Source organism: Hypnocyclicus thermotrophus (assembly GCF_004365575.1).
Classification (GTDB): domain Bacteria; phylum Fusobacteriota; class Fusobacteriia; order Fusobacteriales; family Fusobacteriaceae; genus Hypnocyclicus; species Hypnocyclicus thermotrophus.
On record NZ_SOBG01000007.1, the window covers coordinates 27758 to 41314 of the forward strand.

The following is a 13557-nucleotide window of genomic DNA, read 5'->3' on the forward strand; positions in this document are numbered from 1 at the left end:
TAATCATTGAACGACTGAGATGATAAAAGGAGGAAAAATATGTTAGGAGCATTATATTCAAGTATTAGTGGATTGAAAGCCCACCAAACTAAACTTGATGTAGTTGGAAACAACATTGCAAACGTAAATACAGCTGGGTTTAAGAGATCTAGTGTTAATTTTGAAGAAACAATGACAAGAACTTTGAAAGGAGCTAGAGGACCTGTAGAGGGAAGAGGAGGTACAAATCCTTCAGCAATTGGCCTTGGAACATCTGTATCTAGTATTAATACGGATTTTAAATCTGGGGCTCAACAAACTACAGGAAGAAAAACAGATTTAAGAATTGATGGAAATGGTTTTTTTATTTTAAAAGAAGGAAATAGTAGATTTTATACAAGAGCAGGAAATTTTAATTTAGATGCAAATGGGAATCTAGTAACCCCTAGTGGAATGAAAGTACAGGGTTGGCAAGCTACAGTAAGAGAAGATGGAACTATGGGGATAGACTCAACTACACCATTAGGTGATTTACAGATTAGAGTAGGGAGTTCTCTTCCAGGAAAAGCTACAGATACTTTAAATTATACAGGAAATTTACAACAAAAAGCAGGGATATCAGATCTTACTTTATCAGTAGATGATCTGAGTGGAACAGGGAAAAAGGTAGATGTAGGTATAAAGTTTTCTTATGATAAAAATTCAGATAAATGGTATTGGAAAGCTCAAGGAGAAGGAATAGTAGGACAAGGAGCTTTTCAACTTGATGAAGATGGAAATATTAAAAGAAGTTTTCCAAGTGAAACAATCCCTATTCAAAACGCAAATGGAGTATTAATAAATTCACCAGTAGCTGGTAAAATAACATTCTCTGAAATAGCTGATGTGAAAAATAAAAAGACTGCTTCATTTACAGAAAACTCTTATGTTACATCTAGTGAAGTTTATGATTCGCTAGGGAAAACACATACTTTGGGTATTAAATATACTAAATTAGCAGAGAATGTATGGGATTTTGATGTTACTTCAGGAAGTGGTGAACCAGTGAAAAATGGTAAAGGATTTGTTACGTTTGATTCGGTAGGACAAATAAACGGAAAATATAAGTATGCAGATCCAAATGATCAAACAACTTGGCCAGAAGGGGTAACAGCAATGTATTTTGAGAATGGAGTTGTAGATCCAACAACAGGACAAGTTACATATGGAGATGTAAATAGTGAATACAGTATGGATGCAAATGGAGTAGTAAGATTTAGAGGCGCAGAAGTTCCAGGCGGACCTAAAAAAGGACAAATAATGAACAGTCAATTTGATGAAAAACTTATATTTGACCCAGCAGAAAAAGGATCAGCGCCACCGCCAGAAGGAGGAGCATCACCACTTGAAATTAGTTTAAACTTTAATAATGTTACTCAATTTGCAGCACAAACAACAATTACATTAGAATCTCAAAATGGATATGGAATGGGAGAATTAGAAACGTTCAATATTACAGATTCTGGAGATATTATGGGATTCTATTCTAATGGATATGAACAAACAATAGGTAAGATTGCATTAGCTAAATTTACTAATTCAGAAGGATTACAAAATATAGGTGGAAGTGCATTTAAACAAACTTCAAATTCAGGAGAAGCAATGGTTCTTTCGCCGGGAACGGCAGGAACAGGAAAAGTTGTTGCAGGAGCTCTAGAGATGTCTAATGTCGATTTAGCACAAGAATTTACTGATATGATTATTGCTCAAAGAGGATTCCAAGCAAATTCAAAAACAATCTCTACATCAGATCAAATATTAGAAAATGTAATTAATTTAAAAAGATAAATTAAGTAGCGGGTAAACGCTCCCGCTATTTTATTAAAATGCTAGATTTTGATAATAAATAATGATATAATATAGGGGGAGTAAAATGATACTCTTAACAAAATTAGGCAAAGAAAAAAAAGAAATTGTAATAAATGCTGAATTAATTGAAACAATAGAAGAAAATCCAGATACAGTGATAAATTTAACTACAGGTAAAAAGTTTTTAGTTAATGAAAAAAAAGAAGAAATTATAGAAAAAATAATTAAATATAGGAAAAGTATACAGCTTATATAGGAGGCTAAGAATATGGATATTGCTACAATAGTTGGATTTGTTTTAATATTTGCACTAATGTCAATGGGAATGGGATTTAATTTTGGACCATTTATAGATCCACCTTCATTTTTAATAGTTGCGGGAGGAACGTTTGGAGCATTATTTATGTCATTTCCTTTAAATGTAGTATTAGGACTTCCAAAAATTGGGATGAAAGCAATTAAAAATCAAGTTCCAGACTCTGCAGGACTTATAGCAACATTAGTTAGTTTTTCTGAAAAAGCTAGAAAAGAAGGATTATTAGCAATTGAAGCAGATATAGAAACAATAGAAGATGATTTTTTGAAAAAGGGAATTCAACTTGTTGTAGATGGGACAGATCCGGAGCTTGTAAAAAATATTTTAGATACAGAAGTAGGTTTTACAGGAGAAAGACATGAATTGGGTAAATCTATATTTAAATCGATAGCATCATTAGGTCCAGCATATGGAATGATAGGAACACTTATTGGACTTATTCTAATGCTTGGTAGTTTGGATGATCCGAGTACAATAGGGCCTAAAATGGCAATAGCATTAATAACAACTTTATATGGATCAGTTTTAGCAAATGCACTAGGCGATCCTATTGCGAATAAACTAGAATTTTATAATACTAAAGAACTTGCTTTTAGAGAATTGGCAATAGAAGGTATATTATCTTTACAAGCGGGAGATAATCCAAAAGTTTTAGAGGAAAAGTTAAAATCATTTTTATCGCCAGATGAAAGAGCTTCTTTATCTAAAGAAGAAGGTGAATAAATATGGCAGAAAAAAAATGTCCACCTGAAGGTTTACCTGGATGGATGGGAACTTATGGTGATTTAGTTACGTTATTACTTTGTTTTTTCGTTCTTTTGTTTGCTTTTTCTACAGTGGATTCTCAAAAGTATAAAAATTTAATTATGTCTTTTAAAGGTACAATGGGAGTAATGAAAGGTGGAAAAACAATAAGTCCAGATGAATTACTTACAAATAGTAGAATAGAATATAAAGGTAGTGAATATAGATATCAATATCTTTCAAAAAAAATTGATGGTGAATTAAAAAAGTACTCGGGTGATGAATATACACAAAATAGAAATGAAAATTCTAGTGAATCTACGGAAAATCAAAACAAAGAAAATCAAACTAAACAAACAAAAAAGAATTTAGGAGAAATAACAAATGAAGACACAAATGTAAAAGTAACTGAAAGAGGAATAGAAATTAGTTTAGGAGATAGAGTGTTATTTGATTTAGGAAAAGCTTTTTTAAGAAAAGAAGCGAAGCCTATTTTAGATATAGTGTATAATAACATTAAAGATATAGAAAATAATATTATTATAGAAGGAAATACAGATAACCTTCCAATAAATAATAAAGAATTTAAAAGTAACTGGGAATTGTCAACAGCTAGAGCTATCGCAGTTCTTAGATATTTTATTTCAAAAAACAGTAATATAGAAAAAAGAATGTCTGTAGCGGGATATGCAGACACTAGACCAATAGCTACAAATGATACGAAAGAAGGAAGACAAAAAAATAGACGAGTTGTAATAGTAATACTTAAAAGTTTAGATGAGCGCTTTCAAGAAAAAGTAGCATCTGAAAATCCCGTAGTAAGTGACCAAGGAGGAAATTAGTATGGCAGATGAAGCTAAAAATAATGTTCAAGAACCAGAAAAAAAAGGAACTCCTTTTTTGGTAAAAGCATTAATAATTGCTACTTTAGCGATTCTTGTAGTTGTTATTTCTACAGCGACAGCCTTTTTTGTTGCAACTAAAATAAGTAGTAAAGCAAATAATCAGCAAGAGCTGGTTCAAAAGGATACAAATGTTGATAGTGTTGAAAAAATAGAATATGGACAAACAGCTTATTTTGGAGATTATACTGTAAATTTAAATGAAGATAATCCTAGATATTTAGTTGTTAGTATATATTTTGAATATAGTCCAAAAATAAAAGCTAAAGAACTTGAAAAAATTAAAGCAGAAGTAGAAACGAATAAAGTGATACTTCAAGATAGAGTTATCTCTATTTTGATGAGTAAAAGTATTGCTGATTTAAAAGCTGATAATGATTTTATTAAACTTAGAGAATTGATAAAAGACGAAGTAAACAAAGTTTTAGGGAAAGAATATTTAATTAATATAAGATTTAGTAATGTACTAATTCAATAGCCAACGTTAGGTGGTGAGGTAAATGGCAGATGTATTATCACAAGATGAGATTGATGCACTATTATCAGCAATCTCCACAGGTGAAGTTGATATAGATAAAGCAAAATCTGAAGAAGAAGAAAAGAAAATAAAGCTTTATGATTTTAAAAGACCAGATAAATTTTCTAAAGATCAATTAAGAACATTACAAATGATACACGAGACATTTTCTAGATTAATAACAACAATGTTATCAGGACAATTAAGAACTAGTGTTCAGATCCAAGTTACTTCAGTAGATCAAATATCATATCAAGAATTTATTAGATCTATTCCAGAATTAACTTTATTGACTATTTATGAAATGGGAACTTTAGAAGGAAGTGCAATTCTTGAAATTAATCCAAGTATAGCGTATACTATTATAGATAGGCTATTTGGTGGAAATGGATTTAAAGAATTAGAAATTTATCGAGAGCCAACAGATATAGAATCAAAAGTTATGGAAAAAATATTATCTAAAATTTTAGGGTATTTAAGTGAAGCATGGAAAGATGTAACGGAAGTAATGCCAAGGATAGAGCAAATGGAATCAAATCCTCAATTTATTCAAATTGTGGGACCAAATGAAATGGTAGTAGTAATAAGTTTTGAAATAAAAGTTGGAAATAAATCAGGAATAATGAATATTTGCTATCCATCACCTTTAATTGATCCTATAGTATCTAAACTTTCAGCACAATATTGGTTCTCAAATCTAAAAAAAGAAAAAACAGAAGAAAATTTTGAAATTATTAGAGAAAGATTAAATAAAGTAAAAGTACCATTGATTGTAAATTTAGGAGAAATAGATATTAATTTTAATGAATTTATAAAGTTACAAGTTGGAGATGTATTATCATTAAATACATCAATTGATAAATCGTTATCGGTATTAGTTGGAAATAAAGAAAAATTTAAAGCTTTACCTGGATTACAAGGGAAAAAAATGGCGATATCAATTGAAGAAGTTATAGAAGAAGGGAGTGAATAAGCTGTGGAAGGAGTATTATCACAAGAAGAAATAAATGCCTTGCTTGCTGGAACGGACTTAAGTGATGAACCGGAAGAAAGTAATAGCTCTGGGTATAACTTGACAAAAGAAGAAGCTGATGCAATAGGAGAAATAGGAAATATTTCGCTAGGGTCATCTTCTACGGCTTTATCAACTTTACTTTCTAAAGAAGTTCAGATAACAACACCAAAAGTAAGTGTGATGTCATATAATGATTTTATTTCAGAAAGTGGAGCAGATGAGAAAGTACTTTGTCAAATAGAATATAGAACAGGGTTTATAGGATTAAATATATTAATTATTGATAAAAAAGATGCAATATTAATTGGTGATTTAATGATGGGAAATGATGGGTCAAATCCACCTGCAGAATTAGATGATATTTATTTAAGTGCAGTAAGTGAAGCAATGAACCAAATGATGGGTTCTTCAGCAACTTCTTTAGCTGGAATGTTCTCAAAAGAAGTAGATATTTTACCCCCCCAATTAACAGTTACTGATCCAGAAGAGATAAAAAATCAGACAGAATTTTTTAAATCAAATGATGAATTTATAGCAGTATCATTTGATATGGAAATTGAAAATTTAATAAAAACAAAAATATATCAAATTATGGATATAAATTTTGCAAAAGAATTAATAGATGAAATGTTTGGTATGATGAATGCGACTTCAGAACCGCCAAAAGAAGAAAAATTAGAACCACAAGCGCAGCCGACATATCAAGCGCCACCACAACCACAAGCGCAGCCGACATATCAAGCACCACCACAATCACAAGCACAACCAATGTATCAAGCGCCACCACAACCACAAGCACAGCCAATGTATCAAGCGCCACCACAACCACAAGCACAGCCAATGTATCAACCAAATTATAATGTACAACCAGCACAATTTCAAAATTTTGGGACAGCATCACAAGCAAGCATTGATGCAAATTTAGATATGATAATGGATATTCCGTTAAGAGTAACAGTAGAATTAGGGAGAACAAAACTTCCTATAAAAGAAATACTTGACTTAGGTGCGGGCTCTATAGTAGAATTAGATAAGCTGGCTGGTGAACCGGTAGATATACTAGTTAATGGTAAATTAATAGCAAAAGGTGAAGTTGTTGTAATTGATGAAAGTTTTGGTGTTAGAATAACAGATATTGTAAGTAAAATGGAAAGAATTAATAAAGTACAGTAAAGGGAGGATTTATAATGTCTAAAGGTAAAATCTTAATAGTAGATGATGCTGCTTTTATGAGAATGATGATTAAAAACATATTAACAAAAGAGGGATATGAAATAGTTGGCGAAGCAGAAAATGGAGCTATCGCAGTAGCAAAATTTAAAGAACTTAATCCTGATTTAGTAACAATGGATATAACAATGCCGGAAATGGATGGAATAAGCGCTGTAAAAGAGATTATGTCATCAAACCCAGGAGCAAAGATTATAATGTGTAGTGCTATGGGTCAACAAGCTATGGTAATTGATGCTATTCAAGCTGGAGCAAAAGATTTTATTGTAAAACCATTTCAACCGGATAGAGTTATAGAGGCAGTATCTAAAGTAATGGGAAGCTAGTATGGGGAATACCTACTTTTTAAATTTGATATTATTTTTGATTTTAATGTTACTTGTAATAATCTCGTACACATTAAAAAAAAATGGTATTAAATTAAATAAAAAAAGTAATGTAATAAATGAAATTACCAGATATTATTTTAATGCAAAATGTTATATTTCATTAATAGAAATCAATAAAAAATATATTTTAGTAGGTATATCAGAAAACAGTATTGTAAAAATTGATGAATTTGATGAGTTATTTTTAAAAGATGAATTTGAAAAAAAAGAGTTTACCTCTTTTTTAGACAGTTATAAAAATAAAAATTCGAATATCGAGATTAATAATTTTAAAGAAAAACTTAAAAAGATGAGGGAAGCAGAAAATGAGAAAAAAAATTAGTAGTATTTTTTATGTTTTATTTGCTATTAGTAGTTATGCAGCAATTGAATTTCCACAAATAGAATTGAAAGTTGGAAGTGGTGCTGGGAATAATAACTTAGTTGCAAGTTTACAAATACTACTAATTATGACAATACTAACTCTTGCTCCCTCAATAATTATATTAACGACAGCTTTTGTGAGGATAATAATCGTTTTACATTTTATTAGACAAGCTTTAGGATTACAACAAATGCCTCCGAATCAAGTCTTAGTAGGATTAGCCTTAGTACTAACGTTTTTTATTATGCAACCTACTTTTAATGATATTTTAGAAAATGCAGTTAATCCTTATTTAGATAACAAAATAAGTGAACAATTATTTTTTAAAAATATAGAAAAACCTTTAAAAACATTTATGTTAAAACAAACAAAAACAGAAGATTTAGAATTGTTTTTAAAAATTTCAAAAAGTAATATACCTAAAAATAGAGAAGAAATTTCTATTTTTGTAGTAACACCAGCATTTTTAATAAGTGAATTAACGAGAGGGTTTGAAATAGGAATACTTATTTTTATACCATTTATCATAATTGATATGATTGTTGCAACAGTACTCATGTCTTTAGGGATGATGATGCTCCCACCAGCTATGATATCCATGCCGTTTAAATTAGTTGTTTTCGTTATGGTAGATGGATGGAATTTAATATTAGATTCCTTAGTAAAAAGTTTCTTTTAGGAGAAGATAATGACAGAAGAAATGATAATGGAGCTTATAACTAGTGCTCTTATGACGATTTTAAAAATAAGTTTGCCTATACTAATTGTAGGATTATTAGTAGGTTTGATTGTAGGAATATTTCAAGCGACTACACAGATCCAAGAAATGACACTTAGTTTTATACCTAAGATTATTTCAATATTCATTGTGGTATTTGTATTGGGACAATGGATGCTTGTAACTCTAATAGAATACACTAAAGATTTAATAAAAATGATATCTAGATTGGGGTAACAATGGAAAATTTTTATGTAAAAGTTATAATATTTCTTTTGATTTTTTCTAGGATAGCAGGAATATTTATTATTTCTCCAGTATTTAGCCATAATGCGATTACTCAAAAAGTTAAAATAGGTATATCTGCTTTTATTGCTTTATTATTATATAATTCTCTAGCAATACAGGAATCAAAATTTTATGATATAACTTTTTCAAATCTTACATCATTTTTAATAAAAGAGATGTTGTTAGGAGCTATTTTAGGCTATGTAATATTATTAATATTTTCTATTGTTCAGACAGCATCGCAAATATATAGTGTAAATATGGGATTAGTAATGGCAAGTGTTTTTGACCCTATTTCTCAATTTCAGATACCTGTTTTAGGACAAATAAAGTATTTGGTTTTGATGGGTCTTTTTTTTATTTATGGAGTACATAGAAAAGTGTTATTTTTGCTAGCTGATACATTTTATAAATATCCAATTGGTGATTTAAATTATAATATTAATGGGATAACAGAATTTTTAATAAAATTTTTTATATATAGTTTTATTCTATCTATACAGGTCGCAATGCCTATTTTAATGGTATTATTAGCTGTAGATGTAGTTTTAGGTGTAATGTCAAGAATAGCACCTCAAATGAATGTATTTTTTATAGGAATGCCTTTAAAAATTATAGTAGGATTAATATTATTAATTAAATTTATACCAATTTTTATCTTGTATTTTAATAATGTTTTTGAAAAAATGTATTTGCATTTAGGAGAAATTATTAAAATAGCATTTAATAGTTAGATGTGGTTAATTATGAGTAAAAAAATATTAAAAATAAAAATAAATCTTCAATTATTTGCAGATAGCAGTGGAGATAAAACAGAAGAAGCAACACCGAAGAGAAGACAGGAAGCTAGAAAAAAAGGACAAGTAGCTAAAAGTCAAGATTTAGGTCAAATCGCAACATTATTAGTTGGAATAATTGTATTAAGATATTCAAATACTTTTTTTTTAGTAAATATAAATAATTACGTTTCCAAGCAGCTTAGTAATTTAACTTTTAAAGAATTAACTCAAGAAAAAATTTTAGAAATAATTAGTGAATTTACAGAAATGTTTTTTACAACAGTTTTTCCTATTTTGATAAGTGTATTAGCAATTGGGCTTATTATAAATTATGTTCAAGTTGGTTTTATATTTACATTAGAATCATTGAAAATTGATTTAAATAAAATAAATCCTTTAAATGGACTTAAACAATTGTTTTCAATTAAGAAAATCATTGAATTAACTAAAACAATCATTAAATTAATTTTAATAGGTTTTTATGCTTATTATGAAATAAAAGATAAGCTAGAAGAAAGTTTAAAAGCACCTTTTTTTAGTGTAGAAAATGACTTTATTTTAATGTTAAATTTATGTTTTTCGGTTATAATAAAAATTTCAGTAGCTTTATTAATAGTTGCTTTAATAGATTATATGTATCAAAAATGGGAATTTGAAAAAGGGTTGAAAATGACTAAGCAAGAAGTAAAAGATGAATTTAAACAAACTGAAGGAGACCCTCAGATAAAATCAAAATTAAGACAAATGCAAAAAGATTTATTGAATAAAAAAATGATAGAAAAAGTACCAGAAGCAACGGTGATTATAACAAACCCAACACATATTTCAATTGCATTGAAATATGAAAGAGGAATGGGAGCACCAGAAGTAGTAGCAAAAGGAATAGACTTTATGGCTTTAAGAATAAGAGAAATTGCAAAAGAACATAATGTTCCATTAATTGAAAATAAACCTTTAGCAAGAGCAATGTACCCTATTGTTGAAGTAAATCAAGAAATACCAGAAGAATACTATCAAGCGGTAGCTGAAATTCTAGCAGTAATTTTAGAGTAATGTTAAGGAGAGTAATATGGCAATTTTAGATAGTGGTATAAAAAATGCTTCGATTAGCACTTTAATACCAATAGGTCTTATAGGTGTTATATTGATGTTTTTTATGCCTATACCTACTTTTTTACTAGATACATTTCAAGCGTTTAATATAACTATTGCAATAACGATATTTTTATTGTCTATGTATATAAAAGAACCGCTTGATTTTTCTGTTTTTCCATCTGTTTTATTAGTAACAACATTATATAGATTAGCTTTAAATATGTCATCTACAAAACTTATTTTATTACAAGGATTAAATTTTAATGGGAAACTAATTAAAACTTTTGGTGATTTTGTTGTAGGTGGAAACTATGTAATAGGGATTATTGTTTTTGTAATATTAGTTGTAATAAATTTTATAGTTATAACAAAAGGTTCTGAAAGGGTAGCAGAAGTAGGAGCTAGATTCACGTTAGATGCTATGCCTGGGAAACAAATGAGTATTGATGCAGATTATAATGCAGGAATAATATCAGAAGAAGAAGCAAAAGAAAGAAGAAAAAAAATTCAAATGGAATCTGATTTTTATGGTTCTATGGATGGGGCATCTAAATTTGTTAAAGGAGATGCTATTGCAGGGATAATAATTACTATTGTAAATATATTAGGAGGATTCTTAGTAGGAATTTTAAGAGGAGAAGGATTAGCAGAGGCAGCTTCTACGTACACTATACTAACTATAGGTGATGGACTAGTCAGTCAAATACCAGCATTATTGATTTCAGTAGCTACAGGTATGGTTGTTACAAGAAGTGCTTCAGAATCAGATTTTGGAACTGATATAATTGAGCAATTTTTTCAAGAGCCTAAAATTTTATACCTTATATCAGGAGCATTATTTATTTTAGGTGTAATACCAGGGATGCCTAAATTATCATTTTTTTCACTTTCGATTTTTTTAGGCGGACTAGGATATATATTAACAAAATCAATAAAAGAAGCAGAAGCAAAATCAGAAGAAGAAGAAATTGAAAATGTATCAAATACTGAAGAAAATCAAATTGAAGAAGTTAAAAATTTATTAAAAGTAGATCCAATGGAATTAGAATTGGGATATAGTTTAATACCGATTGTAGATAAAGAACAAGGTGGAGATCTTCTTGAAAGAATAACAATGATAAGAAAACAATTGGCAATGGAATTGGGAATAATGATTCCTTATATGAGGATAAAAGATAATATGCAGTTAAATCCAAATGAATACAACATAAAGATAAAATCTTCTGTTGTTGCAGTTGGAGATATTATGATAGGGAGTTATTTAGCCATGAATCCTGGAAATATAGAAGAAGAAATAGTAGGAGTTCCTACTATTGAACCAGCTTTCAAACTTCCTGCTATTTGGATAAATGAAGAGCAAAGAGAAAAAGCAGAATTATTAGGATACACTGTTGTAGATCCAACTTCTGTATTAGCAACACATATTACAGAAACCATAAAAAGACATGCAGCAGATATTTTAGATAGAGAAGCTGTAAAAGAATTGATCGATAATATTAAAGATGAATATAATGTGATTGTAGAAGAAGTATATCCTAAAAAATTTGATTTAGGAGAAATTCAAACAGTTTTACAAAATTTACTTAATGAAGGAATTTCAATACGAAATTTACCTTTGATTTTAGAAGCTATGGCTGATGCTTCAAAATTAACACAAAATATTGAAACTTTATCAGAATATGTAAGAATAGGATTAGCTAGGCAGATTTGTAATGAATTTAAAGGCCCAGATGGAAAATTAAGAGTTTTAACTTTGTCACCAGAAACAGAAGAATTTTTAAAAAACAATTTACAAGAAACAGAATTAGGGAATTATATATCACTAGATCCGGTATCAAATAATAAATTATTATCGAGTATTTCTGAAGAAAATAATAAATGTGTTATGTCAGGATATCCGACAGTAATATTAGTAGCACCGGAAATAAGAAAACCACTTAGAGGATTAATAGAAAGAGATTTTAAAGGGATAGCAATAATTTCATATAATGAAATAATAGCAGATATTGAACTTGAAGCAATTGGGATGGTGAGTGTTGAGTAATGTTAGATATAAAAAATATTAAATTAAAAAAAGTAAAAACATATATAGAAGATGAATACAGAATAGCCTATGCAAAAGCAAGAAAAGAATTAGGAAATAATTTGATATTGATTGATAAGAAAGAAATAAAACAAGGTGGAGTATTTGGATTTTTTGGGAAGAAAAAAATAAAAGTAACTTATGGTTTAGAAGAAACACAAGATTATATTCAAAAAAAAGAGATAAAAGCAGGGAGTAATGTTGAATTATTGCAAGCATTAAAAGATGCAGCAAAAAAAACTATAGAGAATAATACTGAAAATAATGCTGAAGAAAAAAAAACTGGTATTTATTCACCATTTAAAAAAGAAAATTTTAAAAGTATTGATAAAATTAAAGAGGAAATCTCAATAAAAGAAGTAAATAATTTTAAACCATTAAGTGAAACTTTAAAAAATAATGAAAAAACAGAAAGTTTTACATTTATTGAAAAAACAGATGAACCTAATCTTGAAGATATAAAAAAAGAAATTCAAAAAGAATTATCAAGAGAGTTAAGAAATGAAAAAACAGAATTTTTTAATGTTGATGATGAAACAGAAGAATTTATTGAAAAACTAAGGGAAAATGATATCCCAAAAGATATAGCGATAGAAATAAATAATTTTTTTACTGAAAAAGGATATTCTAAAAAAAATTTTAAAGAAGGGTTAGGAGAATATTTTTTACAACATATAAAAACTTCTGAAAATGTACTAGATAAAAAGTTTTTAATGCTTGTAGGACCTACGGGGGTAGGAAAAACAACATCTTGTGCCAAAATAGTAGCAAATAATTGGAGAAATGAAAAAGAAGTGGCTTTTATAACAGCTGATACATATAGGCTGGAAGCAGTTAGTCAAATAAAAGCATATGCTAATATAATGAGAGTTCCGGTAGAAGTAGTTAAAAGGCCAGAGGATTTAATTAAAGCGGTAGAAAAATTTAAAGATAAAGATATTGTTCTCATGGATACAGCGGGAAGAAGTCCGAAAAATACAGAACAAATGAATGAACTTAAAGAGTATGTAGAAAATATAGGAAGTGAAATAGAAGTTGTTCTTGTAATGAGTGCAACCTCAAAGTTAAAAGTGTTATATGAAACAATTGAAAAATTTAAATATATAGGATTTTCAAGTATTATTTTTACAAAAATAGATGAAACAAGTAGTGTAGGCTCAATACTTACAATAATGAAAAAATATAATATACCAATATCGTTTATTACTACAGGACAAACAGTGCCTGATGATATAGAAATAGCAACGAAAGGGAAATTAAAAGAAATATTTATTGAGGGGATAAATTAAA

At 28.7% G+C, this 13557-nt stretch carries 15 protein-coding genes; all 15 read left to right on the top strand.

Going from position 1 to position 13557, the window contains the following annotated elements:
* Nucleotides 1-39 precede the first annotated feature (39 nt).
* The 15 genes from flgF (at nt 40) to flhF (ending at nt 13556) form a co-directional block, all read left to right on the top strand.
* The gene (gene flgF / locus EV215_RS08000) at nt 40-1806 is read left to right on the top strand and encodes a flagellar basal-body rod protein FlgF (protein ID WP_134113484.1); all 1767 of its coding nucleotides are present in this window, start codon (nt 40-42) and stop codon (nt 1804-1806) included.
* Between the two features lie 85 nt (nt 1807-1891).
* The gene (locus tag EV215_RS08005) at nt 1892-2083 is read left to right on the top strand and encodes a flagellar FlbD family protein (protein ID WP_134113485.1); all 192 of its coding nucleotides are present in this window, start codon (nt 1892-1894) and stop codon (nt 2081-2083) included.
* A gap of 12 nt (nt 2084-2095) precedes the next feature.
* Nucleotides 2096-2866, top strand: a complete 771-nt coding sequence (locus EV215_RS08010; protein WP_134113486.1) for a motility protein A — start codon at nt 2096-2098, stop codon at nt 2864-2866.
* 2 nt (nt 2867-2868) lie between these two features.
* Nucleotides 2869-3729, top strand: a complete 861-nt coding sequence (locus tag EV215_RS08015) for a flagellar motor protein MotB (protein WP_134113487.1) — start codon at nt 2869-2871, stop codon at nt 3727-3729.
* A 1-nt stretch (nt 3730) separates the two neighbouring features.
* Nucleotides 3731-4267 carry a flagellar basal body-associated FliL family protein gene (locus tag EV215_RS08020; RefSeq protein WP_134113488.1) on the top strand — a complete coding sequence of 179 codons (537 nt, stop codon included), beginning with the start codon at nt 3731-3733 and terminating at the stop codon, nt 4265-4267.
* A 22-nt stretch (nt 4268-4289) separates the two neighbouring features.
* On the top strand, nt 4290-5279 hold the full coding sequence (gene fliM / locus EV215_RS08025; protein ID WP_134113489.1) for a flagellar motor switch protein FliM: 990 nt from the start codon (nt 4290-4292) through the stop codon (nt 5277-5279).
* 3 nt (nt 5280-5282) lie between these two features.
* Nucleotides 5283-6494, top strand: coding sequence for a flagellar motor switch phosphatase FliY (fliY, locus tag EV215_RS08030; RefSeq protein WP_134113490.1), 1212 nt, complete (start codon nt 5283-5285; stop codon nt 6492-6494).
* 14 nt (nt 6495-6508) lie between these two features.
* Complete coding sequence (locus tag EV215_RS08035) at nt 6509-6877, top strand: response regulator (protein ID WP_134113491.1); 369 nt, start codon at nt 6509-6511, stop codon at nt 6875-6877.
* Nucleotide 6878: 1 nt separating this feature from the next.
* Nucleotides 6879-7262 carry a flagellar biosynthetic protein FliO gene (locus EV215_RS08040; RefSeq protein WP_134113492.1) on the top strand — a complete coding sequence of 128 codons (384 nt, stop codon included), beginning with the start codon at nt 6879-6881 and terminating at the stop codon, nt 7260-7262.
* The gene (fliP, locus tag EV215_RS08045; RefSeq protein WP_134113493.1) at nt 7246-7983 is read left to right on the top strand and encodes a flagellar type III secretion system pore protein FliP; all 738 of its coding nucleotides are present in this window, start codon (nt 7246-7248) and stop codon (nt 7981-7983) included. Before EV215_RS08040 ends, fliP begins: the two co-directional genes overlap by 17 nt.
* A gap of 9 nt (nt 7984-7992) precedes the next feature.
* Nucleotides 7993-8259, top strand: a complete 267-nt coding sequence (gene fliQ / locus EV215_RS08050; RefSeq protein WP_134113494.1) for a flagellar biosynthesis protein FliQ — start codon at nt 7993-7995, stop codon at nt 8257-8259.
* A 2-nt stretch (nt 8260-8261) separates the two neighbouring features.
* Complete coding sequence (gene fliR / locus EV215_RS08055) at nt 8262-9044, top strand: flagellar biosynthetic protein FliR (protein ID WP_134113495.1); 783 nt, start codon at nt 8262-8264, stop codon at nt 9042-9044.
* A 12-nt stretch (nt 9045-9056) separates the two neighbouring features.
* Complete coding sequence (gene flhB, locus EV215_RS08060) at nt 9057-10142, top strand: flagellar biosynthesis protein FlhB (RefSeq protein WP_166667383.1); 1086 nt, start codon at nt 9057-9059, stop codon at nt 10140-10142.
* Between the two features lie 16 nt (nt 10143-10158).
* Nucleotides 10159-12228, top strand: a complete 2070-nt coding sequence (gene flhA / locus EV215_RS08065) for a flagellar biosynthesis protein FlhA (protein WP_134113497.1) — start codon at nt 10159-10161, stop codon at nt 12226-12228.
* A complete protein-coding gene (gene flhF, locus EV215_RS08070; RefSeq protein WP_134113498.1) occupies nt 12228-13556 on the top strand; it encodes a flagellar biosynthesis GTPase FlhF in 1329 nt (442 codons plus the stop codon). Before flhA ends, flhF begins: the two co-directional genes overlap by 1 nt.
* Nucleotide 13557: the final 1 nt, after the last annotated feature.

What these genes read in the sequence shown, in the direction of transcription:
- flgF (WP_134113484.1), top strand. Translation starts at nt 40, where the DNA reads ATGTTAGGAGCATTATATTCAAGTATTAGTGGATTGAAAGCCCACCAA.
- EV215_RS08020 (WP_134113488.1), top strand. Translation starts at nt 3,731, where the DNA reads ATGGCAGATGAAGCTAAAAATAATGTTCAAGAACCAGAAAAAAAAGGA.
- EV215_RS08015 (WP_134113487.1), top strand. Translation starts at nt 2,869, where the DNA reads ATGGCAGAAAAAAAATGTCCACCTGAAGGTTTACCTGGATGGATGGGA.
- flhB (WP_166667383.1), top strand. Translation starts at nt 9,057, where the DNA reads ATGAGTAAAAAAATATTAAAAATAAAAATAAATCTTCAATTATTTGCA.
- fliR (WP_134113495.1), top strand. Translation starts at nt 8,262, where the DNA reads ATGGAAAATTTTTATGTAAAAGTTATAATATTTCTTTTGATTTTTTCT.
- fliP (WP_134113493.1), top strand. Translation starts at nt 7,246, where the DNA reads ATGAGAAAAAAAATTAGTAGTATTTTTTATGTTTTATTTGCTATTAGT.
- EV215_RS08005 (WP_134113485.1), top strand. Translation starts at nt 1,892, where the DNA reads ATGATACTCTTAACAAAATTAGGCAAAGAAAAAAAAGAAATTGTAATA.
- EV215_RS08010 (WP_134113486.1), top strand. Translation starts at nt 2,096, where the DNA reads ATGGATATTGCTACAATAGTTGGATTTGTTTTAATATTTGCACTAATG.
- flhF (WP_134113498.1), top strand. Translation starts at nt 12,228, where the DNA reads ATGTTAGATATAAAAAATATTAAATTAAAAAAAGTAAAAACATATATA.
- EV215_RS08040 (WP_134113492.1), top strand. Translation starts at nt 6,879, where the DNA reads ATGGGGAATACCTACTTTTTAAATTTGATATTATTTTTGATTTTAATG.
- EV215_RS08035 (WP_134113491.1), top strand. Translation starts at nt 6,509, where the DNA reads ATGTCTAAAGGTAAAATCTTAATAGTAGATGATGCTGCTTTTATGAGA.
- fliM (WP_134113489.1), top strand. Translation starts at nt 4,290, where the DNA reads ATGGCAGATGTATTATCACAAGATGAGATTGATGCACTATTATCAGCA.
- fliQ (WP_134113494.1), top strand. Translation starts at nt 7,993, where the DNA reads ATGACAGAAGAAATGATAATGGAGCTTATAACTAGTGCTCTTATGACG.
- flhA (WP_134113497.1), top strand. Translation starts at nt 10,159, where the DNA reads ATGGCAATTTTAGATAGTGGTATAAAAAATGCTTCGATTAGCACTTTA.